This is a genomic window from Paenibacillus sp. FSL F4-0236 (assembly GCF_038000135.1).
Lineage (GTDB): Bacteria > Bacillota > Bacilli > Paenibacillales > Paenibacillaceae > Paenibacillus_AQ.
Genome location: NZ_JBBOBK010000001.1, coordinates 3,962,632 through 3,985,394 on the forward strand (window position 1 = coordinate 3,962,632; position 22,763 = coordinate 3,985,394).

At 46.5% G+C, this 22,763-nt stretch carries 23 protein-coding genes; 12 read left to right on the plus strand and 11 right to left on the minus strand.

Annotated elements, in window-relative coordinates; all coding sequences use genetic code 11:
- Window positions 1-75 precede the first annotated feature (75 nt).
- The 6 genes from pyk to NSQ29_RS17940 form a co-directional block, all read right to left on the minus strand.
- Window positions 76-1,494 (minus strand): pyruvate kinase, encoded by a 1,419-nt coding sequence (pyk, locus tag NSQ29_RS17915; RefSeq protein ID WP_341125742.1) that lies wholly within the window; start codon window positions 1,492-1,494, stop codon window positions 76-78.
- Window positions 1,495-1,825: 331 nt separating this feature from the next.
- On the minus strand, window positions 1,826-2,827 hold the full coding sequence (locus NSQ29_RS17920) for an acetyl-CoA carboxylase carboxyltransferase subunit alpha (protein ID WP_340968402.1): 1,002 nt from the start codon (window positions 2,825-2,827) through the stop codon (window positions 1,826-1,828).
- 1 nt (window position 2,828) lies between these two features.
- Window positions 2,829-3,722 carry an acetyl-CoA carboxylase, carboxyltransferase subunit beta gene (gene accD / locus NSQ29_RS17925; protein WP_042186509.1) on the minus strand — a complete coding sequence of 298 codons (894 nt, stop codon included), beginning with the start codon at window positions 3,720-3,722 and terminating at the stop codon, window positions 2,829-2,831.
- Window positions 3,723-3,794: 72 nt separating this feature from the next.
- Window positions 3,795-3,983: a hypothetical protein gene (locus NSQ29_RS17930; RefSeq protein WP_042125966.1), complete on the minus strand. Its 189-nt coding sequence runs from the start codon at window positions 3,981-3,983 to the stop codon at window positions 3,795-3,797.
- Between the two features lie 146 nt (window positions 3,984-4,129).
- Window positions 4,130-4,630: a phosphatidylglycerophosphatase A family protein gene (locus NSQ29_RS17935; protein WP_042186505.1), complete on the minus strand. Its 501-nt coding sequence runs from the start codon at window positions 4,628-4,630 to the stop codon at window positions 4,130-4,132.
- 74 nt (window positions 4,631-4,704) lie between these two features.
- On the minus strand, window positions 4,705-8,343 hold the full coding sequence (locus NSQ29_RS17940; protein ID WP_341126785.1) for a DNA polymerase III subunit alpha: 3,639 nt from the start codon (window positions 8,341-8,343) through the stop codon (window positions 4,705-4,707).
- Between the two features lie 325 nt (window positions 8,344-8,668).
- Between NSQ29_RS17940 and NSQ29_RS17945 the strand changes: the two genes are divergently transcribed.
- The 3 genes from NSQ29_RS17945 (at window position 8,669) to NSQ29_RS17955 (ending at window position 9,906) form a co-directional block, all read left to right on the plus strand.
- Window positions 8,669-8,992 (plus strand): YtrH family sporulation protein, encoded by a 324-nt coding sequence (locus NSQ29_RS17945; protein WP_042186502.1) that lies wholly within the window; start codon window positions 8,669-8,671, stop codon window positions 8,990-8,992.
- Between the two features lie 5 nt (window positions 8,993-8,997).
- A complete protein-coding gene (locus tag NSQ29_RS17950; RefSeq protein ID WP_341125743.1) occupies window positions 8,998-9,498 on the plus strand; it encodes a hypothetical protein in 501 nt (166 codons plus the stop codon).
- Window positions 9,499-9,585: 87 nt separating this feature from the next.
- Window positions 9,586-9,906: a YtpI family protein gene (locus NSQ29_RS17955; protein ID WP_280786982.1), complete on the plus strand. Its 321-nt coding sequence runs from the start codon at window positions 9,586-9,588 to the stop codon at window positions 9,904-9,906.
- 96 nt (window positions 9,907-10,002) lie between these two features.
- Here the strand turns inward: NSQ29_RS17955 and NSQ29_RS17960 are convergent, their stop codons facing one another.
- Window positions 10,003-11,337 carry a DRTGG domain-containing protein gene (locus NSQ29_RS17960; protein ID WP_076283325.1) on the minus strand — a complete coding sequence of 445 codons (1,335 nt, stop codon included), beginning with the start codon at window positions 11,335-11,337 and terminating at the stop codon, window positions 10,003-10,005.
- A 177-nt stretch (window positions 11,338-11,514) separates the two neighbouring features.
- Here NSQ29_RS17960 and NSQ29_RS17965 point away from each other — a divergent pair, with 177 nt between their 5' ends.
- Window positions 11,515-12,348, plus strand: a complete 834-nt coding sequence (locus tag NSQ29_RS17965) for a hypothetical protein (protein WP_341125744.1) — start codon at window positions 11,515-11,517, stop codon at window positions 12,346-12,348.
- Window positions 12,349-12,452: 104 nt separating this feature from the next.
- Window positions 12,453-12,593, plus strand: a complete 141-nt coding sequence (locus tag NSQ29_RS17970; RefSeq protein ID WP_179085720.1) for a hypothetical protein — start codon at window positions 12,453-12,455, stop codon at window positions 12,591-12,593.
- Window positions 12,594-12,851: 258 nt separating this feature from the next.
- Here the strand turns inward: NSQ29_RS17970 and NSQ29_RS17975 are convergent, their stop codons facing one another.
- Entirely contained in the window at window positions 12,852-13,136 is a 285-nt protein-coding gene (locus NSQ29_RS17975; protein ID WP_341125745.1) for a hypothetical protein, read from the minus strand.
- A gap of 192 nt (window positions 13,137-13,328) precedes the next feature.
- Between NSQ29_RS17975 and NSQ29_RS17980 the strand changes: the two genes are divergently transcribed.
- Window positions 13,329-13,904, plus strand: coding sequence for a hypothetical protein (locus tag NSQ29_RS17980; RefSeq protein WP_042186488.1), 576 nt, complete (start codon window positions 13,329-13,331; stop codon window positions 13,902-13,904).
- A 126-nt stretch (window positions 13,905-14,030) separates the two neighbouring features.
- Here the strand turns inward: NSQ29_RS17980 and NSQ29_RS17985 are convergent, their stop codons facing one another.
- Window positions 14,031-14,369 (minus strand): YlbF family regulator, encoded by a 339-nt coding sequence (locus NSQ29_RS17985; protein ID WP_042186485.1) that lies wholly within the window; start codon window positions 14,367-14,369, stop codon window positions 14,031-14,033.
- Between the two features lie 330 nt (window positions 14,370-14,699).
- Here NSQ29_RS17985 and NSQ29_RS17990 point away from each other — a divergent pair, with 330 nt between their 5' ends.
- Genes NSQ29_RS17990 through NSQ29_RS18015 form a run of 6 tightly spaced genes read left to right on the plus strand, consistent with a single transcriptional unit; the run spans window position 14,700 to window position 21,395 of the window.
- A complete protein-coding gene (locus NSQ29_RS17990) occupies window positions 14,700-16,067 on the plus strand; it encodes a YheC/YheD family endospore coat-associated protein (RefSeq protein ID WP_076283327.1) in 1,368 nt (455 codons plus the stop codon).
- Between the two features lie 10 nt (window positions 16,068-16,077).
- On the plus strand, window positions 16,078-17,256 hold the full coding sequence (locus tag NSQ29_RS17995; RefSeq protein WP_052404216.1) for a YheC/YheD family endospore coat-associated protein: 1,179 nt from the start codon (window positions 16,078-16,080) through the stop codon (window positions 17,254-17,256).
- The gene (locus NSQ29_RS18000) at window positions 17,257-18,630 is read left to right on the plus strand and encodes a YheC/YheD family endospore coat-associated protein (protein WP_042186478.1); all 1,374 of its coding nucleotides are present in this window, start codon (window positions 17,257-17,259) and stop codon (window positions 18,628-18,630) included.
- Complete coding sequence (locus NSQ29_RS18005; RefSeq protein ID WP_340968390.1) at window positions 18,627-19,739, plus strand: YheC/YheD family endospore coat-associated protein; 1,113 nt, start codon at window positions 18,627-18,629, stop codon at window positions 19,737-19,739. The genes NSQ29_RS18000 and NSQ29_RS18005 overlap by 4 nt, the downstream gene beginning before the upstream one ends.
- Before the next feature lie 25 nt (window positions 19,740-19,764).
- Complete coding sequence (locus NSQ29_RS18010; RefSeq protein ID WP_076283330.1) at window positions 19,765-20,283, plus strand: GNAT family N-acetyltransferase; 519 nt, start codon at window positions 19,765-19,767, stop codon at window positions 20,281-20,283.
- Entirely contained in the window at window positions 20,265-21,395 is a 1,131-nt protein-coding gene (locus NSQ29_RS18015) for a YheC/YheD family endospore coat-associated protein (RefSeq protein WP_076300900.1), read from the plus strand. Before NSQ29_RS18010 ends, NSQ29_RS18015 begins: the two co-directional genes overlap by 19 nt.
- Before the next feature lie 120 nt (window positions 21,396-21,515).
- Here NSQ29_RS18015 and NSQ29_RS18020 read toward each other — a convergent pair whose 3' ends face one another.
- Both NSQ29_RS18020 and NSQ29_RS18025 read right to left on the minus strand, forming a co-directional pair.
- Window positions 21,516-21,791 carry a hypothetical protein gene (locus NSQ29_RS18020; RefSeq protein ID WP_042186467.1) on the minus strand — a complete coding sequence of 92 codons (276 nt, stop codon included), beginning with the start codon at window positions 21,789-21,791 and terminating at the stop codon, window positions 21,516-21,518.
- A gap of 217 nt (window positions 21,792-22,008) precedes the next feature.
- Complete coding sequence (locus tag NSQ29_RS18025) at window positions 22,009-22,734, minus strand: HAD family hydrolase (protein ID WP_076283333.1); 726 nt, start codon at window positions 22,732-22,734, stop codon at window positions 22,009-22,011.
- Between the last annotated feature and the right edge of the window lie 29 nt (window positions 22,735-22,763).

Genomic DNA, 22,763 nt, shown 5'->3' on the forward strand with positions numbered 1-22,763 from the left:
CGTCCTTTAGGGACGCCAACCGCGTTTGGGCTTGGCTAATTAAAAACTACGAATCAGGCAAAGAACAGTCGAGTACTACTCGATTGTGCTTACTTTTACCAAGTTAGTGGAACCGGAACGTCCAAGTGGAATTCCTGCAGTAATCACAACTAGGTCGCCAGCTTGAACCAGACCGGAATCCTTACCACCTTGGATTGCTGTTTCAAGCAATTCATCTGTGGAAGTAGCTACTTTACCGAATACTGGCGTTACGCCCCAAACGAGGGACAATTGACGCATAGTTCTTTCTTGTGTCGTAACAGCAATGATTGGTGCTTTAGGACGGTATTTGGAAACAACGCGTGCAGTATGACCTGTAACAGTCGAAGAAAGAATAGCCTTAGCGTTCAGATCCAAAGCGGAAATTGCAACGGATTGGCTGATAGCTTCTGTAACTGTAGTTTCTTGTAAAGTTTGTTGTTTTGAGAAAATTTCACGGTGATCCAGAGCGGACTCCGCTTTCTCAGCAATACGGGACATTGTAAGAACGGATTCTACTGGATATTTACCAGCAGCAGTTTCTCCGGAAAGCATGATTGCATCTGTTCCGTCGAAAATAGCGTTTGCTACGTCACTTGCTTCAGCGCGAGTAGGACGTGGGTTACGTTGCATAGAATCCAGCATTTGTGTAGCTGTGATTACTGGTTTGCCAGCAACGTTACATTTTTGAATCATCAATTTTTGAGCCAAAGGTACATCTTCAGCTGGAATTTCAACACCAAGGTCACCACGAGCAACCATCAGGCCATCGGAAGCTTCTAAAATTTCATCAAGGTTGTCAACACCTTGTTGGTTTTCGATTTTGGAAATGATTTGAATGTGAGAAGCGTTGTTTTTCGAAAGCAGCTCACGAATTTCCTGAACGTCGCTAGCTTTGCGAACGAAGGAAGCGGCGATAAAATCGATGTCCTGTTCGATACCAAAAAGAATATCGTTGGTGTCTTTTTCCGTAATACCCGGCAAGGAGATGTTTACTCCTGGTACGTTAACGCCCTTCTTGCTCTTGATTGTACCACCGTTTACAATACGGGTCTTGATTTCAGTTCCTTGAATGTCGACAACTGTCAAACCAATCAGACCGTCATCAATAAGGATGGTGGAGCCTACTTGAACATCATTAGGAAGCTCGCTGTACGTGATGGAAATACGTTCTTGGGTGCCAAGGATTTCTTCCGTAGTTAGTGTCAGGTACTCGTCCTGAACTAGTTCAATCGGTTCTACTTCCAACTTGCCTGTGCGAATCTCCGGTCCTTTTGTATCGAGCAGGATAGCAACAGTTTTGTTCAGTTCCTTAGATGCTTGACGGATCGTTTTAATCCGAGCACCATGCTCATCAAAATCGCCGTGGGAGAAATTCAAACGGGCCACATTCATACCAGCCAAAATCAATTTTTTGATATTCTCCAACGATTCACTCGCAGGTCCGATCGTACATACAATTTTACTTTTCCGCATTAGGTTTTCCTCCGTTTTTTCGTTCTCTCTGTCTCACTTTTTCCAACTACAAAATCTACTACAAGGCTAACTAATTAAATAGGAACTTTGTCACATGTGCCTTTAACTACGCCCTTATGAATATTACTGCAACTTAGACACAAAATCAATGTTGTAGGCTCTTTTAGATGTAATTTGAGCTCGAATTATCTGAACGCACAAAAAAATTAAAATAATCCCGGCATTGCGTCGAGATTATTTTAATTCCAATAAAATGTATAATTTACACTTAATTCAATATGGTCCACTAAGTATGGTTATATGTCTTAAAGTGCAAATGGAAAGGCACGATTCACACTTCAGATTCCACTTCTTCTTCAAGGAAAATCTGCTCCTGCTGGACTTCAGCAAACTCACCTATTTTACGGAATTTACGATAACGATCTTCTTTCAATTCCGCTCTATCCAGAAGAATCAGCTCCTGCAAGTGACGCCATAATGCATCTTTAATTGCAGCTGCCGTAACTTCGTAATCACGATGTGCGCCGCCTTTTGGCTCAGGAACAATCTCTTCGATGACTTCCATTTCAAGCAGATCAGATGCCGTTATCTTCATGGCTTCTGCCGCTTGATCAGCCTTCGAAGCATCCTTCCATAGAATTGATGCAGCACCGTTAGGAGATATCGCCGAATAAATGGCATGTTCCAGCATAAGCACTCTATTACCAACTGCCAGTGCTAATGCGCCCCCACTTCCGCCTTCACCGATAACCACACAGATTACAGGAACACCAAACTGAGACATCTCGCGTAAATTACGGGCAATTGCTTCGGATTGTCCTCTTTCCTCAGCTGTATTGCCTGGATATGCACCTTTCGTATCTACAAAGGTTATAATGGGACGATTGAACTTGTCCGCTTGCTGCATCAGACGCAGTGACTTACGGAAGCCCTCAGGGTGTGCACTGCCGAAAAAGCGTAAAATATTCTCCTTCGTATCTTTACCGCGCTGCTGGCCAATGACCGTAACCGGGACACCGTTAAGTTTGGCGATACCGCCTACAATTGCAAGATCATCCCCAAACATTCGATCCCCGTGAAGCTCGATAAAATCTGTGAAGATCTGCCCCATAAGATCAAGAGAAGTCGGACGTCCTTGATGTCTAGCTAGATGCATTTTTTGGGAAGGGGAGATATTAGAATAAACTTCCTCCTCAAGCACACGGTACCGTTCTTCCAGTCTTGCTACCTCATCCGTAAAATCAATACTTTTCTCTTCGCCAAACTGCTTTAGCTCAGCAATTTTCTTGCGCATTTCAACCAGAGGCATTTCAAAAGGCAACTCTCCTGCCAACCTAAAATCCCCCTTTCACATCATGCAATTCCAAAATTTTGGTCAGTGTGGCGCGCATTTCTTTACGGTGCACAACCATATCAATCAAGCCATGCTGCAGATTAAATTCAGCCGTCTGGAAATCATCCGGAAGCTTCTGGCGAATTGTCTGTTCAATGACTATACGTCCTGCGAAACCGAATACCGCCCCAGGCTCAGCAATAATAATATCGCCAAGACTAGCAAAACTCGCAGATACTCCGCCAGTTGTCGGATCCGTAATTATAGAAATATAAAGGCCGCCCACTTCGTTGAAACGAGCAAGCGCTGCACTGGTCTTCGCCATTTGCATAAGACTTAGAATACTCTCCTGCATTCTCGCTCCGCCAGAAGTAGAGAAAATAAGGAGTGGAAGCTGCTTCTCCGTGGCTTCTTCAATCGCCCGGGTAATCTTCTCACCAACTACAGATCCCATACTGCCGGAGAAAAATTCGAAATTCATCACAGCTACGATCACTGGATGTCCGCCAATAGACCCTTGACCCGTAATCACGGCATCAGTTTGTCCCGATTTTAGTTGCTGTTGCTCCAGTTTAGAGGCATAACCCGGGAATTTCAGCGGATCTATAGAATACATTTCACTATCAAACTCAATAAAGCCCTCTGGGTCTAACGTCATAGCAATACGCTCTACGGCGTTCAAGCGCAAATGATGACCACAAGTAGGACATACTTTTAGATTCTTTTCCAATTCCTTGCTATACTGGATCGTTCCGCATTTATTACATTTACTCATTAATCCTTCTGGAATTTCCCGTTTGGGGCGTTCGCCTTCTGCAGGCACGCCGCTTCGCTCCAGACGTTCTGAAGGAATAGTCGCGTACTTCCGTTTCTTCTGAAATAAATCTTTGAACACACCCGCACCTCTTCAGCCGTTTATTTGCGTTATGCAGCTTGCCGCTGTCATGACTTTTCTCTTGATAGAAATTCAGGGATGCAGAATAAGATTAAGGACTTCCTGTACTTCCTCCAGTTCACCTGAAGGAACCAATATCTCAAACTGCTGCTTGGACATATTGATTGGACGGCATTTTACTAAAAAACCTTCTTCAGTCAGCTTACTCTTAATCATATCCGCCACTTTGGCGGTCGGCGCGATATATATTACCGTCCACATGCCTTGCAAGGCCTCCCCAATCTTAATTCCCAGCCGTATCCCGTATAATGGAATTATGATAACACAGTTTTCTTTTTTCCCGCAACAGGCGTAGGGCAAAGGAAGCAAGACTGAGGAACTCGTTCAAACGAAATGAATCGGGTCATTTATTCCGTGTCCGTGACCAGAGGATATACTTTTGCCCCTTCCTGCCGATGAGCGATTCTAGCAGAAGCAGCTGCAGCGATACCCGCTACTAAGTCATCCAAGAACACGTGAATCCTCCCCTTATCATCGTTCAATTCACCAATGATTCCAAGCTTTATTTTGTCCAAGTACCCAAATCCTGTAAGCCCGATCATCCCATATACCCCTGTGATGCCAAGGGCTAGAGTCTCGTCCGCTCCATAAAGTGATTCATCCGCTTCCATTACTGCCTGGAGCGGCTGCGGAAGCAGTCTTTTCTCTGCCAGTTCATCAAGTGCGATCCCCGTCATTAACGTGTACTGCACTTCTCTTTTTCCCAATACAGATTTCACACTGGAAAGGCATTCTTCCTTGGATAAACCGGGATAATAGACCGATTGTAAAATATATACGATTTCAGCAATGGAAGAAAGTGATACGCCTCTACGTTCCAACAGATCAACTGCCATTTGATAGGACATGATGTGATTCCCCTTTCCGCCCAGGGATTCGCCCTGTGGTTTCCTAATGTATGCGGAAAAGGGTGGAATTGTTCTTATTTTATTCTTACGGTACCTGCCCCCAGCATAGACTCGATAGCCGCGATTAGCTCCTCGGTAGGCTTAATCCGGTAATTATCGCTAAGGGCCAGGAGCTTCTGATCCCGTTCGTAGAACAGAATCGTCGCTACTGGGCCTGGATGATTCTGCAGCAGCTCCTTCAGGCGCGACAGCTGCGCAGCATTCTCGGCGGCCGGCGTGATCTTGATAAAGACACGCTGGCCTGAGCCCGGCGCTGGCGCAGCGGCCGGTGCAGGTGTTGCAGGCGCAGCTGCGCCGCCTGCAGGTCTGCTAGCGGGGCCAGTGGCGGCCCCGCTAGCCCGCGAAGCAGGAGCCGCGCCACGCGGCGGCGCTCCTGCTGAGGCCGAGCGTCCCGCGCTATACGGGCGGGACGCGGCGGCACTACGGCGCTGCAGCAGACCGCGGAGTGTCTCCGCGGATAGCAGCGCCACTTCCTCGGCCAGCAGCTTGAAGCCTTCGTCCTCCTGCTGCACCTTGGCGCGCAAGGCCAGCAGCGCGCCCTTGGCAATCAAGCCGCGGCTTCGCTTCCACACCTCGGGGAAGAGCACGACTTCGCAGCGCTCGATCTGATCTTCCCATTCGATGAAGGCCATCGATTTTCCTTGCTTCGTCGTAATTTCCTTAACGGATACGACCATGCCGGCCGTAACCGTCTGGCTCTCATCTGCGGCTTCGCCGAGATCCATAAGCCGCTGTATACCCGTCTCCTCAAGCAGCTCAGCACTATCGTCGAGCGGATGACCTGATAGATACAGCCCCAGCAGCTCACGTTCCATCTCCAGCTGCTGTCCTACTGTAAACTTAGGGATATCCGGATAGCGAATCTCCCAATTCGGCGTCTCCACCAAATCATCGAACAACTGAATTTGCAGTTCATCTCGCTCCTTGCGCCATTTCGTCGCGGCGTCAACGGTCTCGTCCAGCATAGCCAGCAGCTGGGCCCTATGACCCGGCAGACAGTCAAAGGCTCCTGCCTGCAGCAAAGACTCCACTACCCGCTTGTTGCAGACCCGCAGATCCACACGTCGACAGAAATCGAGCAGGCTGTCGAACGGCCGCTCCTTGCGGACCGACATAATATTCTCCACTGCTAACGTGCCGACGTTCTTAATCGCTGCGAGCCCAAAGCGGATATGCCCTGTTCCCGTTTCCTCTCCTGGAACAGGGGTAAACAGTACGCCGCTCTCATTCACATCCGGCGGTAATACGCCGATGCCCGTGCGGCGGCAGTCCAGTACATATTCCGCCACCTTACGGTGGGTTCCCATCACGGCGGTCAGCATAGATGCCATAAACTGTACCGGATAATGCGCCTTAAGATAAGCCGTCTGGAAAGCCAACACGCCATAAGCCGCCGCATGCGCACGCGGGAAGCCATAATCTGCAAACCGTACAATCATATCATAAACAGCATTCGCATCCGTTTCGTTATATCCTTGCTGCAAGCTCCCCTGTACAAAATGGCTGCGTTCCTTATCCAACGTCTCGCGCTTCTTCTTAGAAACCGCTCGACGGAGCAGATCCGCTTCACCAAGCGAGAATCCAGCCATAAGCGAAGCAATCTGCATGATCTGTTCCTGATACACAATTATCCCATAGGTATCCGCTAATATAGATTTCAAATCAGGATGGGGATACTCTACTTCGATCTGACCGTGCTTACCTGCTATATATTTCGGGATAAACTCCATCGGACCCGGACGATATAGCGCTAGAACGGATACGATATCTTCAAAGCCATTTGGCTTCAAATCCTTAAGCACACGTCTTACACCCGCCGACTCCAACTGAAAGACCCCAGTCGTCTCACCAGCACCTAGCATTTCATAGGTGAGCGGATCGTGATCTGGTATGATTTTAAAATCTGGAACATTGCCACTCATTTCTTTAATCGAATTCATACAGCGTTCGATAATCGACAAAGTACGCAGGCCCAGAAAATCCATCTTCAGCAGCCCAACACTTTCCAAATGCTCCATAGAGTACTGAGTTAACGCTGTACTTTCGTTTCCCTCTTGAAGGGGTACAGCATCAGTTAACGGACCTTTGGAAATAACAACCCCGGCAGCATGTGTCGAAGCATGACGAGGCATACCTTCCACTTTCATTGCCATATCCAGCAAACCTTTGATCTTCGGATTACTATCATACAGCGCTTTAAGGTCTGGAGTAGTCTCTAGTGCTCTAGCAAGGCTGATACCTAGTTGTCCTGGGATGAGCTTGGCAGCCTTATCTACCTCGTTATAAGGTAAATTCAGTACCCTGCCCACATCACGAACTGCAGCCCGTGCAGCCATGGTTCCGAACGTAATGATCTGTGCCACATGTTCTTTGCCGTATTTCTCCACCACATAAGCGATAACCTCATCACGACGCTCATCACTAAAATCGATATCAATATCCGGCATCGTGATCCGTTCTGGATTTAAGAAACGTTCAAAGAGCAAGTTATACTTAAGCGGATCTACATCCGTGATTCGTAGGGAATAAGCGGTAAGACTCCCCGCGGAAGAACCCCGGCCCGGACCAGTAGCAATCCCCTGACGATGACAATAAGCGATAAAATCCCACACAATTAGAAAATAATCACTAAAACCCATATTCTCGATGACGCCAAGCTCATAGGCAAGACGCTTCTCAGCGGTTTCTCTTTGCACAGTTGATGCCCAAAGCGGTGTGTCTATATACCGTTCTTCAAGCCCTTTAAAGCACAACTCTCGCAAATATGCAGCGGAGTCCTTACCTTCTGGAATTGGTGAATAGGCAGGCAGAATGTGTTGACCGAAGGTAAGCTCCAAATTACATTTTTCTGCGATCAATAGCGTGTTACTGATAGCTTCAGGCACATGCGGGAACAACGCCGCCATCTGATCACTGCTTTTGAGAAACAGCTGATCTGTTCCGATCTTGAGCCGTTCCTCATCATCCACAGTTTTACCTGTTCCAATACAGATCAGAACATCCTGTACCTCTGCATCTTCCTTGGCTAAATAATGAACGTCATTCGTAGCTACAAGTGGGATCTCACAGGCCTTGGCAAGTGCGATCAGCTTCGGATTTACTCGCTTTTGCTCGGAAATTCCGTGATCTTGAAGCTCCAGGTAGAAGTCTTCGCCAAAAATCTCCTTATATCGCAGCGCAGCTTTTCGCGCCTCGTCATCTCTTCCATGCAACAAATGCTGCGGCACTTCGCCACCAAGACAGGCACTGAGGCATATGATCCCCTCCGAATGAGCGGCCAAAACCTCCATATCAATACGAGGTTTATAGTGATGACCTTCCAGATGACCGATAGAGATCAGCTTCATCAGGTTCTTGTAGCCGGTTTCATTCTTGACGAGCAGAATCAGGTGATAAATCGGTTGATCTTTACGACTGCCTCGCTCACGGCGAGAGCCCGCGGTTAAATAGGCTTCACAGCCGATAATCGGCTTGATTCCATTCTCTTTACACGCTTTATAAAAGGGGATCGCCCCATACATCACTCCATGATCCGTAAGCGCCAGCGACTTCATGCCGTATTCGCCGGCCCGGCGCACGAGATCGGTAATGCGCGCCGCCCCGTCCAGTAAACTGTATTCGCTGTGCACATGCAAATGCACGAAAGGGCTCATCATCCCACTTCCTTTCTACTACAAAAATCAAACATAAATAGTTGTTCAAAAAGTCCGCTTTTGATCACGAAGTAACCCAAGAAGCTTACTCGACATCGAATATTGGATTCAGGCGAAACTTCCGATGCTCACGTAGCTTCCACTACGCTCCGCTCCTCATTTTCTACCTTCTTTCAATCTTCTCGGTGCTGAAAACCGTACTTTTTGAACTCGCACTATAAGATGAAACTATTTTATCATATTAAAGGGGGACCCGCCCATAGAATGGATTAAGAGCACATGGACAGGCAACGATTAGAGATGCCTCGTCCGGGAAGGGGCCTTTATGAGCATTTTTATGAGCAAAGCCATCCTCGATTTCTTTATCGCCTTCGGCATCGTACTTGGCGGAGCTATGGTCGGCGGAATCGGCGCCGTAGTATCCCTGCAACCACCGACGCAAACGATGCTAGATGTAGCAGACCGGATTAAAATATGGGCACTTGCCGCCGCTGTAGGGGGTACTATGGACCCTTTACGGGTCATTGAAAGCAATGTGATTGGAGGTAACCTCTCCCCCGCCATCAAGCAAATCATGTATATTGCCTTCGCTTTTCTCGGAGCTCATATGGGCAGCGAGCTAGTAAAATGGGTGTGCGGCAGGGGGTAACGCCAGTGAGAGTTCCACCATTCAGTCGTTTTCGTAGATTCACCCAAATTTCCGCTATATTCATGCTGGGGATCGTCGTAGGAGCCGTCATATACAATGCTATTTTCCATGTTGGGTATAATGTGTTGTGGCTGCAAAATCAAGACTTACGCGTAGACATTGAGCAATATCAGGAAGATATTAAAACGCTCAAAAAATACAATAATACCTCTACCGTAATCAGAGAAATCAAAATCCGTTCGGAAGAGAGCAAGTCCAAAGAAGATAACCCCCTTGACCCCGTAACTGTAAAATTAATTCTAAGCCAAATGGGCTCAGATCTGGAGCCCATGCGTGGCCGCAGCATGTTCGATATTGACACAGACAGTAAACTGGTTAGACTGCTGCTGGATGGAAAAGTTTACATTGTGCGGGATAAAGAATACTCTGTCAAAATCCGGACGATGCTTGTCATGGAAGGTGTTCTGCAAATCTGGGTGGAAATCAGTCCTTTTAAGCGCAACTGACAACAATCGTGTGATACAATAATGGACAGACAAAAGTGGAAATTACTTCAAGGCTTTTGCACGACATGATAAAGGAGCTGGCTGTCCATGGTTTTATTTATCAAGTACTTATTGTTTATCCTGCTGGTGATCTTTGTAATCGGCGCCGCTGTGTACAGCTTATCCTCTCGCCGTGCCTTAAATCCCCAAGATAAGGGGCTAAAACGCTCTGTCATGAATGTGATGCTGGGCGCTATGCTCGTAACGCTCTCCCTGATTTCCATGTTTCTATTTCGCGGCTCCACCATTAATATCATTGTTGAAGCTGCCTTTCTTCTAATCGGTGTGTTTAACATCTTCTCAGGAATACGCAGCTATAGTTATTACAGCCGTAGCCGTAGCCAGGAACAACACCAGTCGAAAGCCTAGACTATCCCTCTGATAGGATTACAAGAATAAAATAGACTACCCTCACTATCATCGTTGAGGGCAGTCTATTTAAGCATGTTTGTGATTCATTATCTATTAGCCGTGATCAATGGATTGCAGCATCAGAACAGCTTTCGCTACCAGGGTATCCGAATAGCTGATCTCTATTTCAAGCTTACATGTACGGCGACTAATTTCGAGCAGTCTCGGCATTACAATAATCGCGTGTTCGATCTGTACCGGCCGGATAAAATAGGTGGACATATTATCTAATACATAGTCATTTCCTGTAATATCCTTAGCTGCCTTAAACGCAGAGAGCGTCATCAGCGTAGACAATACACCTTCAGAAATGGTACCAAGGTCTGTGGCCATCTGAGGCGTAATAAAGCCGTGAAAAAACAATCGTCCCTCTTCATCCCGCTCATCCGCAAAACCGTTCCAGATGAGATGATCGAAGGTCTCCCCAAGCTGTGGAGTGTTACGGACATCTCGCAGACTTTGCAGCACTTCTTTACGGGTTAGGGAGCCCACCAATTTGCGGTTACGGTCTACAATGGGGAGAAAATCGACGCCTTCCCACATCATGATCTGCGCAGCTGAAGCTAGTGAGGTATGCAGCGCAGCGGTAACCGGACTCCGAACCATAGCCTTTTCAATACTTTGCCCTTCTGCTAGGTCCTCTACTTCGCGTCGGCCGATAATCCCAATCACTCGGTTCCATTCATCTGTAACGGGAAAACGCTGCTCTCCAGTTTCCTCAGAAATCTGTCGTAGCTCACCTACAGTGCTTGAAATTTTTAACGTAATCATACGCGGTTTGCTGTCGACAATATCTTCTACCAGCATAATTTTTTTCTTAATCAATCTATCAAAAATTGCTCGGTTAATCATTGATGCCACGGTAAACGTGTCATGTCTTGATGAAATGATGGGGAGATCCAGTTCGTCGGCTAATGCCTTCACTTCACGACTCGTCCCGAAGCCACCTGTAACCAGAACTCCGGCACCCTGCTCTAGCGCCAAGGAGTGAACATCATCGCGGTTACCCACAATAAGCAGACTGTCTGCGTCTATATAACGAATCATCGCGTCGACCTTCATCGCACCGATTACATATTTATGTAGATGTTTACTCAGTCCGCTAGCCCCACCGAGAACATGACCTTCCACAATATCAACCACGTCACCAAACGTCAGCTGTTCAGAAATGTTACGAGGCTTCTTTTCTACACGTACTGTACCAATCCGTTCCTTCGTAATGACAATTCCAAGATTCTCAGCTTCCTTAACGGCACGATAAGCCGTCCCCTCACTGACCAACATTTCTTTTGCAAGCTTACGAACAGATATTTTGGAGCCTACCTTAAGACTTTCAATATGCTGCAGCAGTTGCTCGTGTTTAGTAATTGCATCGCCTTGACCTTCCAACTGTTACACCCCCGTACTCCGATCTGTACTATACTGTACTCATTATACACGGAGAGAATGGCACAGTACAACCGATTCATAAGCATCGAATTCGAATTTAATTGCCCGTTATTTAGCAACCTTTTCCTCTTTTTTATAGTCTGAGAGTTAAAGAAAGAGGAAAGGAGCATTGTGGATATGAACAAGACCACGTTAATAATATTTACCATTACTTTGCTTTTCATAGGACTGATCGGCTGTGGAACTACGAGAACCGAAGTAAAACAATCAAGCCAAATAGAGCTGGATGCACAAAATATAGTTTCTATTAACTTAATAGAAGAAGACCAACCGGTGACGACTATTTCTGAAGCATCATCCTTGGAACGTTTTGTTCAAGCCATAACTGCTGCTGAATATGATAAAGGACAACTAGATATTGCTCCAAGCGATTACAGAACCACCGTAAACATGAAGGACGGCATAAGTTATGAGTTCTCTTTTTGGATCGTCGGAAGCAACAGTGGGTTACTCATTAAATCGGGTCAAACGGGTCACTATCGTCTTTCAGATATCAGCAAAAAAGATCTGTTGGACTTATTCCAATCGACTGTTAAAGAAGATAAGATTTCTCCAGCAGACACTACTAACCCACAGCCCCCTAACGTTCAAGTTACTGTTGGTGGTGAACAGTTTGATGCCATTCAAGGCTCTTATTGCTGGAATGACAATGGCAAAGGCGTCTGTGTAGATATGGCTACTTACGATCAATTAGTTACCAAACAGAAGGTACATCCCAAAGCTATCAGCCGTGATCAGGTAGAACTCAAATTCTCATCTGCACCCAAGGAGTTAGAGGTTGTGGCTTCATTTCCTGGTGAGGAACGTCCGGACGAAGCTCTTTCCGTAGAAAATAACAGTTTTCAACTCGCAGCAGGTAGCGGAAAACATCTGTATATAATCCAAGCAAGATGGCCTCAGGGGAGCGCCAGTTATGTATTTGAAGTAGAATGCTCTGCCAGTAAAGAGTAACCCGTTTGTTAGACAAACTGGGTAGTGGGTAGGCGAATAGAGAATAGTCCCTTAAGAAAAAAGGAAAAATATGTTATGATGGAGAGGTGAAAGGGGATGACTTTATGCAATTTCTTTTTATACTCGCGATTCTCGTTCCTGCGGTGTGGTACTACGCGGCTCTAGGTAAACGGATATCTGCAGAAGAAAAGAAAGCTGGAAAAGATCTCTCGGATGAGATCAATCCTTTTACAGGTGCAAGATAACTTTAATCCCCCTGCTTTGCGGGGCAATTTTAAAGCCCACTGGCTTAAGCTAGTGGGCTTTTCTGTGAATCTAAGGGATTTATACCCCTCTTTTAGCTAATTCGGCGCTTTTCACGGCAATCTAGGGGATTTATACCCTTCTTTTTGCTAATTCTGCGCTTCTCACGGGAATCTAGGGGATTTATACCCCCCTTTTAGCTAATTCAGCACTTTTCACGGGAATATCAAATCAAGTTACTTAAGAACGCAGCCCCAATTCTATGATCTTTGTGTAACTCTAGTTTCTTCTTTCCATTTGGACTGCCATTGCTCCAATTTTGCTTTTCGCACAGCTTCCAAACGCTTGCTCTTCTCCTCATCAACACCGATAATAAAATGCAGATGTGCCGCAATGACCATAAAGGCAAAAAGTGACCAGACCACCCCAAAACCAAATACCCAGCTAGGCCCATTCGCAAGCGATAACTTCGGCAGAGCATACAAAAGCATGGCCAACGCCAGCAACAGATAGACACCATGTTTAAACTTGTTTCTTTTTCTCATTACTAACAGCTCCTCGTAGACAAGATATTCGATTGAATCTATATCTCTACTCTATGAACATGAAGCCCGTAATATGAGACAAGTCCATAAAAATATACTTCTACTCAAAAAATTATATAAAATAGTATGCATTTATGTAGCTAGCAAAGCTTATATATGAGATGATTATTTCATTTAGGGGGCGATTTAGAATTGAATGCAACTTATACTCATACCGAATACATAATTCGAAAAAAGGTATTTTCGATCATGGGTGCGAAACTTCATATTTATGATAACGCCGAGCAGCTTGTACTCTATTCACAAATGAAAGCATTCAAGTTGAAAGAGGATATTGCACTGTACACGGATGAGTCTATGCAAAAGGAGCTTCTGCGTATAAAAGCCCGCAATGCCATCGACTTTAGTGCTGTTTATGATGTACATGATTCGGAGACTGGCGAACACGTTGGTGCTCTTCGGCGTAAGGGACTCAAATCGATTTTGAAAGATGAATGGACGATTCTCGATCATCATGATCAGGAAATCGGAAAAATCAAGGAAGATAGCACCGCGATGGCTATACTCCGCCGCTTCATCTCTATTATCCCTCAAAAATATAATATCGAGATGAATGATACAACGATCCCGACTTTCAAACAAAATTTTAATCCATTCGTTACTAAAATCATCGCTGACTTCTCTGAGGATCCCAAGGGAATGCTTGATCGCCGCCTAGGTTTGGCTGCTGGTATTCTTCTCTGCGCAATCGAAGGAAAACAAGATTAGCGAGTTTACTCATGTACTAGTCACAAGAATAAATAGGGTGTTCCCAATGCCAACCGGCTTCGGGAACACCCTATTTAGATTGCACTGATCAAACTTTTCAGGTGAATACCCGCTTACTAAAAGCGTTTATTCGCCATACAATTGCGACAAGCTCTCGGTAATGATCTTGTTTACATCCTCAATTACAACACTCAGACGGCGTTCTGCATCGAACAGACGGCGAATCCCAAGATTCATGTTAAGCACCTCGAATAATTTCTCCATCTTCTCCATTTCTTCCTGTGGAGGCATATCTCCGCTCATCATCCGTTGTTGAAGCTCCAATTGACCATTGCGGAAGTTGTCGAGCATTGCCTTGGCTTCAGGATCTGTTTCTACCAGTTTCATCGCGTTGGTGATATCCGCTACCTCAGTGCTTTCTTTAATGGCTTTCGCCAGTTCATGTGCTTTGTCGTGAATACTCATTATGATTCCTCCTAAAAGTTTTGTAAGTCACTACTTCTCGATTCGTCTTCGTACAAAACTCACTTCGAAAGCGTTGCTTAAGTTTTGTTAGCGTTCGCTTCCTAGAGTTACTTCGTACAAAACTCACTTCGGAAGCACTGCTTAAGTTTCCAAATATTGATTCATCCCATGCTTGTTTCGCTTCTTGGGTCAGACTTATGAAATGATGCGGCAAGGTTTTTAAAGAGTAGGTCAATCACCAAGGGTCATATGTCTCCATATGATGAATGATATGTAACCCTTAGCTACCAAATTGCCGGCATCATGCTGCCTACCGGAAGGAGATCCACGATGTCCCAATTCAAGATCCCGGTCCATACGGTCCACACGGGCATCCTGCAGGAAAACGCTATAATGCTTGGCGAACGATCCATGAAAAGACTCAAAATCCCGGCTCACGGAACGCTCCAGCTGGCTTTCGGCTCTTTCCGGCAGGAGGTTACCATTATCCCGGCTCCCAAATCCGAAAGCCTGCGTGTAAGCGAAGGACTGGCGCGGCGGACCGGATGGAAACATCGGCAAACCCTCAACGCCTCTTACAGCTCCGTAAGTCGTACCTTGCGACTCGGACCGTTGATCGGTGTACTCGTCAGCCGTGACCATCCAGATAATCTCGACAGGCTGTTTGGACCCATTACCATGTTCTGTCGAGAATTAACAAATGCCTGCCACTCACAAGGCGCCTATGTATATTTCTTTACCCCGGAAGCGCTGGAAACAAGCAGCTCTTCCATCCAGGGCTGGGTATACAACGAGGGTTGGAGGAAAATGAGTCTGCCCATTGCCGATGTAATCAACAATCGGCTAACGACGCGAAAGGTGGAGAATAAACCTAGCGTACAGCATTTTTTGGCGGATGTAAAATCACGGTATGGAACGCATTTCTTCAACGAAAAATTTCTTGACAAGACAGAAGTATTTGAAGCTTTAGCGCAAGACCCTTCATTGAAGCGGTATTTACCGGAATCGCATGCTTTAAACGGTTTTGCTGTTGTAAAGAAAATGTGTAGCCAATACCCAAGCGTGTTTCTAAAGCCTGTACGGGGCAGTCTCGGCAAAGGCATTCTCCGAATCTCCAAAGATGAAGGCGGAGGATACCGTTTGTTATCTACTACCTCTATAGGTACACGCAAACAAAGCTACCCGACATTAGCTAAACTGTACCAGTCCATTGCTCCCAAGATGAAGACAACGCGCTACCAGATTCAACAAGGATTACCTTTGATGGAGCTCGGTAAGCGTCCTGTAGATTTCCGAGCACTTGTACAGAAGAATGGTACCGGAAAATGGGGCGTTACCTCCATTGTCGCTCGCACCGCTGGAAGCAATCATTTCGTCTCCAATCTAGCAAGAGGTGGCAGTCTCAGTACTGTCCGTGAAGCCGTTAGCAAGAGCAGCCTTCCTCCAGGTACCAAGGATAGCGTACAGCTTCAGCTTCCAAGAGCAGCACTTGCCATTGCAAGAGGAGTAGAAACCTTTATCCCTGCTCATTTCGGAGAGCTCGGAATCGATCTGGCACTGGATCAATCCGGACGAATATGGCTCTTGGAGGTCAACTCCAAACCTTCCAAGAACGATAATACACCGCTAAACGATCAAAAAATCAGACCGTCCGTCAAGCAAATGATTCTGTATTGCCGCTATTTGGCCGGTTTATAAGGAGGACACAATGACTGAAACAGCTATGGGGTTCCTCGGCATTATGACGGGCCGTCGCCATGGGAATCCTCCGATTGCCGAGCCAGAATTTTGCAGTCATTTATGCCGTGCAGCTCCGCGATACAACCTTAAAGTCCTCGTGTTTCATCCGGACGGAGTAGCGGCAGACGGGTCATCTATAACCGGTTATACATGGAAAGACGGAAGCTGGCACAATACGACCTCTACACCACCAGATATCATTTATAATCGTTGTTTTTACAATAGTCCGAAAGAAAGAAAAGAAGCCTCGTCTGCACTCTCTTTCCTTCACCGCTCACTACCTTGGTCAAGAGGTTTACCTGATAAATGGGGCGTATACGAGATCTTGAAGCGCAACCGAAGAGCCGCTATTTTACTGCCGGAAACTGTTCTTTATACCGGTACACGCAAGTTAAGCAATATGCTCGCTGAAAGAGAATACGGGGTCTTCCTAAAACCCAAAGCAGGCTCTCATGGCAAACGTACATTGCATGCCATACTGCAGAACAGACGCTCTGGAGGAGGCATAAGAGTACGAGGGCGTGATGGGACAAATACACCCTTTCAATATGTATTCAGCTCGCAGGATGAAGGACTGAACTGGATTCATGAATTTATCGGCACACGCCGCTATATTATACAGCCTTATCTGCACCTAACTAATCGTAAGGGGCAACCGTTCGATGTGCGTGTATTGATGCAAAAGAATGGCCTCGGTCGCTGGGATCTTACTGGCATGGCCGTTCGGCTGGGTAATCATGGTTCACTGACTTCGAACCTGCATGGCGGTGGAACTGCGGTTCCTCCCTTGCCCTTTTTACTTGCAGAATATGGTCAGGACGGAAAAGACATCATGCAGGAGCTTGCTGCAGAAGCTGCATACTTGCCTCCTCTTCTGGAGGCCGCATGCGGTAGGCTTGGAGAACTCGGCCTAGATTTCGGTATTGATTCGAGCGGTCGGATTCATTTACTTGAAGCAAATTCCAAGCCAGGGCGCACGGTATTCCGGCTGACGGGCGACCGCCGGGCTGCTAAGCTCGCCGCCGAGAATCCACTGTCTTATGCGCGCCATCTGCTACTCACACAGCGACGGATACCATCCCTATCTACGGACAGCTCCGTTATAAACGGGAGAATGATAACAATGGTTCCTAAGGAGGATTCATAAATGAGTCTCACTTTTTGCAATGTGCATTTTACTAAGCAGCCCCAAAGAGTTGTATATGTATCAGGTGCACTGATGAAAAGCTTGAAATTAACCGGGAAGAAGAACATTCGCCTTAGACTCGGTAAAGATGCCATCCCGACCATGATCAAGCCCATCAAGCGCGCCGGAAATCATCTATTCCTCGCCACTGGTGTAAAGAGTGCTATCAAGGTTCCGAAATCTGGTGGTATCTATTTACGCAATCTGCAAAACGACGAGGTACAGCTTGGACCTTTGGTCGGTGTTTTGACCGATGGGCCAGCATCTTCAAATCAACCCTTCGGTTCTCGCACTGGCTTTATAAAGCAATTACTGCGGGAAGGCAGTAACAAATGTTATATATTTGCCTTTATGCCGCGTGATATCAACTGGCAACAGGAGCAGGTCTATGGTTATTTCTTAACCGCAGGCGGCAAATTCGAACGTAAAATGGTTCCTCTGCCTGATGTCGTCTACAATCGGCTCCCCAGTCGGAGAGCGGAGACTTCACCTTATATCAACCAGCTTCGCGAACGCTTTATGCGCAAGAAAATCCCTTACTTCAACTGGAGCTTCTTCAATAAGTCCGATATTTATCGGTTGCTAGAGAATGACGGAGCTGCAAACCGTTACGTACCTGAGACACACAGCAATCCCTCCTCCGAAAAAATGAGGGAAATGCTGGATCACCACCATTTTGTATATTACAAACCTTCCGCAGGCAGCCTGGGTCACGGGATTTACCGACTTACCTATCTGCCGAAAAAAGGATATTTTGCCCGCTACCGCAAGGGTGGAAAAAACGTACTTCTGCGCTTCACTACCTTTGAAAGCCTCATGCGTATGCTTCGGTCACGACACGGTCAAGGCCTGCAAAATTATATCGTCCAACAAGGAATACGTTTGATTGAAATTGATGGCTGCCCCATTGATTTCCGATTCCATATGCATAAAAACGGCAGTAATCAATGGATTGTAGTCGGTATTGGCGCTAAGAAAGCCGGCCGGGGCAGTGTCACCACTCACCTCAAAAACGGGGGGGCATTGCTTACACCTGGGCAGGCGCTCGGGCGTGTATTCGGCAGCCGAGCAGATGAAGTATTACAGCGTGCGAAGAGTACAGCCATTAAGCTGGCAGAATCCTTAGAAATCCAGCATCGTCATTTGCTCGGTGAAATTGGCTTTGATCTCGGCATTGATCAGGATGAAGACATCTGGATGTTCGAGGCCAACGCCAAACCAGGACGTTCCATCTTCCGTCATCCTTCCCTGCGCGCTGAGGGCAAAGCTTCCATCGAGCACATTCTGGAGCATTGTCTATACCTCAGCAAATTCCGCAGGAGGGATGAGATGTGAACACCCATATTCCGGATGAAACAAAACCCGTTATTGCCATACTGACAACCAGCGATAAAGTAAGGCATTTTAATGGCAACCGTAATAATTTCCGGGACATCATTCGCACAGGCAAGGAACTGGGATTTCTTGTCTACGTCGTCACTGTCCGTGACTTGAAGCTCGAGGAACGGATGGTGAACGGTTATGTCCCATCATCCAGCGGAAGAATATGGTACAGCATTCCGGTACCTCTTCCACAAATCATATATAACCGAATTCCTACCCGTGAGGATGAGGAAAAACCTGCTGTCGTACGCAAAATAGCTCAATGCCTGGAACATCCAGGCATTAAGCTATATAATCCATATTTTTTCAATAAATGGAGTCTATTTGAATGGTTGAAAGGCTCGTATGCTACCTCGAAGCATGTTCCAAAAACCAGACGTTTACGCAGTGCAAATACGCTTATCGCCATGCTAAATAATCATACTAGTCTCTATCTTAAACCTGAGAATGGCAAAGCAGGTAAAGGAATTATGCGTTTAAAATACCGTGCAGATACCACATTACCCTATCGGCTGCAAATTCAAAGCGGCAAAAAAAATGTGACCTACAAAGCTGCCTCAGTAGAACGCCTCTGGGCACGGATAGGCAAAGAAAAGGGAAACTCGCGCTACATCGTACAGCAAGCTATTGAACTAGCGACTCACCGAGGACGACCATTTGATCTACGTGTACTTCTGCAGAAAAACAGCAGAGGTGGCTGGGCAATGACCGGCATAGGTGCGCGTCTAGCTGGTGCCCGCAGCATCACTACGCATGTACCTCGTGGCGGAAGTATCGAGGAGCCCTCCACCATGCTGGAAAGCACATTTGGAACCGAAAGAGCAGCCTCTATCTTAAAAAGTGTACCTACAACTGCTCTGTTAATTGCCAGACAAATTGAAAGAGCCTCTGATTCTATGCTCGGGGAGATGTCGATGGATCTCGGTGTCGATGAGAACGGCGGACTCTGGTTCTTTGAGGCAAACTCCCGGCCGATGAAATTTGATGAGCCTGCGATTCGCAAGCTTTCTTTGGAGCGAATCTTTCAATATGGCCAGCACTTAGCACGCCATATCAAATAGAATCCATTAAAGGATGTGACACAGCATGCAGATATCCTCTATCTACGACACTGATGCTAAAAAGTGGAAATCGCGGCTAACCGGACTGCTTGAGTTTATAAGAGAGCATGGGGAGCGTCGGATTACAAACCAAGCTTGCAAGGTAATGGCCCGATTAACTCCAGAACAGTTGTCAGAGCCGGGTGTCTCGCTGCTTGTCGCCACCGTACGCGGTCAGAATGGGCGCCAGCTAGCAGGAGTAAGCTTCGTATCCGGTTTCGGTGAAGAGGCCTGTCTCGTTGCCGTGCATCCCTTATACCGAAATAGGCATACCGGCACCGCCCTTATGGCCGCCCAGTTAAAGCGTTTAGGCCGTCTGGAATGCAGTGTTGCCAGCGATAATACAGCCAGTCTGAAAATGTGTTTCAATGTTGGTCTTGCCGCAGTAGCGCTTACTAGTGGCCCTACTGGCAAGCCAACTTTATTGATCCGGTCACCACAGAATACCGTCAGTACTACAAACTCTCCACAAGAAGGTGAACTCCTGTGCCAGAGCCCGTCTTAGGCATTCTTACTTTGTATATAAATGAAGCCAAGCAGCTTGAAGAAAAGGCCGTGTACCGGAGAATGATCATTGAGGGCAATCGAATGGGCTTGGATGTTTTTGTATTTACCCCCATGGATGTCCATCCCAGCAAAGAGCAGATCCATGCCCTTGTCTTTGATCCAAAGAGCGGGAAATGGTCACGCAAATGGCGTTCCTTCCCGAACATGATTTATGACCGTTGCCGTATCCAGCGCAGCACGCGCTTTCAACAGTTGCTTCGTTTCCGTGAACGCTATAAACATCTGCTGTTTCTGAATCGTCCACTGCGCAACAAATGGACCATACACCAAACGTTCTCACAAAAGAGTCGCTTCCGGCAGCATATGCCAGAAACATTACTGTATCATTCCTCTGCCGATCTGCACCGAATGTTGAAGCAGAGCCCGGTACTCTATATCAAGCCAGCAAACGGCACAGGTGGACGCGGTATCCTTAGAATTGAGCGGGTAAAGGACAGTAAAGGGGGATTTGATATTCAAGGCCGTCGCCAAGATCGCCGGATTATTCCACCCCGAAAGGTCTCTGCCTCCCGATTGGATTCCATCGTTCGACAATGGTGTATTGGTGGACGTTTCCTCGTCCAACAGGGGATTCCACTACGTCTGCCTGGTGGACGTTTCCATGATTATCGCATGCTCGTTCAAAAGAATGGGCAAGGCGTCTGGGAACTGACAGGTATGGCAGCAAGGGTCGGTGCGGCGCGAAGCGTAACCTCCAATCTTCATGGCGGTGGGCACGCCGTTCGAGCTGAAACGCTCCTGAAGGAATGGCTGGGTAGTCAAGATAAAACCGATAAGGTTATGAAAACAGCCGAAAGGTTAGGTCTTGATGCCGCTGCCTTCTTGGAAGAAAGTTTCGGAGCCTTATGTGAACTTGCACTGGATCTTGCCATTGATCGAGAAGGAAAAATCTATGTGCTGGAGGTTAATCCAAAGCCTGCACGTGAAGTGTTTGCCCGATCAGGGGACGGCAACACCTATCGCAAAGCACTAGTGCGACCTTTAGAATATGCGTTATGGCTATATAATAACAAAGGTGCCCCAACCACAGCTAAGACTACTGAGGAATAAATTGATACTCAACAACAAAACGACCGCCTCTCTGCAATATGCAGAAAGTGCGGTTGTTGTATGACTTCTGATGTTCTGAGGAACTTATATTAGAAAAACTCGTTGTATTGAAGATTTTGATTAGCTGAGCCAAGGCGTTAGAAAAAAGAAGAGCATAGTTGTACCCACACAAATATGGAGCAAGAGCTGTAAGTCCTTCTCTAATAGATGTTTTATAAACAAAAGATAGCTCACGATACACAACAAAAAAACAGCAATATAAAAAAATAAGGAATCATAATGAGTAACTATAAATAAGTCTCCGCCACCAATAGAAAAGACTATACCTATTACTAAAAACCACATACCCACTCCAAGTGCAGCGCTTAAAGCAATAAAAAGGAAGCTCATTATCATTTTTCATACTCCTTTAACATGCTTCTCAAATCCTTATCATCACATAGGAATAACCCCTTTCCATGATCTATCGGATCATCCCCTTTGTTTATGTATATCTTTTTAGCTTTGAGCTATTCCTGCATCTGCATTTAGAACCTTAACATTAAAAAAGGCAACCCTCTGCTTAGATGAGGTTTGCCTTTTATTCGTTTACCAAATATAAATCGCGATATTCCTATTCGCTAACCGATGCGTTGTCGTACAAGTCTATCAACTCATCGAAGGAAGTGATAATTACATCGGAGCCCTTCAGCTCATCCTGACGACCAAAACCTGCATACGCACAGCCGATGACGGTTTGAGCATTTCCCTTACCTGCCTCCACATCGGACGAGCGATCGCCTACCATCCAGGCACTCTTGATTCCATGATTGTCCAGCAAAATGCGTAGCAATTCTGTCTTCGTCGCAGTGCCTTGACCACCGGCACTATACAATCCTTCAAATAACTCTTTAAGCTCATGCACCACAACTATACTGTGAATGTATTCCTCCAGCCCATTACTAGCCACAAACAACCGTACTCCACGCTCTTTTAGGGCAGTCAGTGTTTCGACCACCTGAGGATACAGTAACGTCCCACCTGCTTCAAGTCCTTCGACCTCAAGCTGCAATAGCAGCTCATCTGCACGGCGGTGCACCGCCTCATCGGCATCAGGCATAACCTTCTTCCAAATATCTGCCAGCAGCATCCCTAAGCCGCTTAGAATAAGCTCTTCAGGCGGTGTTGGTCCTGAGTATAATCCCTCTTCCCGCAAAATATCGAACATTTTATGATATGCAGGTAATAAAAGACTTTCAGTCTGGAACAATGTTCCATCCATATCAAAAACAATCGCTTCCGGCTTGTTCAACTCCGAGTGAACCGCGTTCAGTTCTGTTCCTTGTACCTCTTTACTCATCTGTTGTTCCTCCCCATTCTCTTTTGCTT

What these genes read in the sequence shown, in the direction of transcription:
- pyk (WP_341125742.1), bottom strand. Translation starts at nt 1,494, where the DNA reads ATGCGGAAAAGTAAAATTGTATGTACGATCGGACCTGCGAGTGAATCG.
- NSQ29_RS17930 (WP_042125966.1), bottom strand. Translation starts at nt 3,983, where the DNA reads ATGTGGACGGTAATATATATCGCGCCGACCGCCAAAGTGGCGGATATG.
- NSQ29_RS17935 (WP_042186505.1), bottom strand. Translation starts at nt 4,630, where the DNA reads ATGTCCTATCAAATGGCAGTTGATCTGTTGGAACGTAGAGGCGTATCA.
- NSQ29_RS17940 (WP_341126785.1), bottom strand. Translation starts at nt 8,343, where the DNA reads ATGAGCCCTTTCGTGCATTTGCATGTGCACAGCGAATACAGTTTACTG.
- NSQ29_RS17945 (WP_042186502.1), top strand. Translation starts at nt 8,669, where the DNA reads ATGAGCATTTTTATGAGCAAAGCCATCCTCGATTTCTTTATCGCCTTC.
- NSQ29_RS17955 (WP_280786982.1), top strand. Translation starts at nt 9,586, where the DNA reads ATGGTTTTATTTATCAAGTACTTATTGTTTATCCTGCTGGTGATCTTT.
- NSQ29_RS17965 (WP_341125744.1), top strand. Translation starts at nt 11,515, where the DNA reads ATGAACAAGACCACGTTAATAATATTTACCATTACTTTGCTTTTCATA.
- NSQ29_RS17970 (WP_179085720.1), top strand. Translation starts at nt 12,453, where the DNA reads ATGCAATTTCTTTTTATACTCGCGATTCTCGTTCCTGCGGTGTGGTAC.
- NSQ29_RS17975 (WP_341125745.1), bottom strand. Translation starts at nt 13,136, where the DNA reads ATGAGAAAAAGAAACAAGTTTAAACATGGTGTCTATCTGTTGCTGGCG.
- NSQ29_RS17985 (WP_042186485.1), bottom strand. Translation starts at nt 14,369, where the DNA reads ATGAGTATTCACGACAAAGCACATGAACTGGCGAAAGCCATTAAAGAA.
- NSQ29_RS17990 (WP_076283327.1), top strand. Translation starts at nt 14,700, where the DNA reads ATGTCCCAATTCAAGATCCCGGTCCATACGGTCCACACGGGCATCCTG.
- NSQ29_RS17995 (WP_052404216.1), top strand. Translation starts at nt 16,078, where the DNA reads ATGACTGAAACAGCTATGGGGTTCCTCGGCATTATGACGGGCCGTCGC.
- NSQ29_RS18000 (WP_042186478.1), top strand. Translation starts at nt 17,257, where the DNA reads ATGAGTCTCACTTTTTGCAATGTGCATTTTACTAAGCAGCCCCAAAGA.
- NSQ29_RS18010 (WP_076283330.1), top strand. Translation starts at nt 19,765, where the DNA reads ATGCAGATATCCTCTATCTACGACACTGATGCTAAAAAGTGGAAATCG.
- NSQ29_RS18020 (WP_042186467.1), bottom strand. Translation starts at nt 21,791, where the DNA reads ATGATAATGAGCTTCCTTTTTATTGCTTTAAGCGCTGCACTTGGAGTG.
- NSQ29_RS18025 (WP_076283333.1), bottom strand. Translation starts at nt 22,734, where the DNA reads ATGAGTAAAGAGGTACAAGGAACAGAACTGAACGCGGTTCACTCGGAG.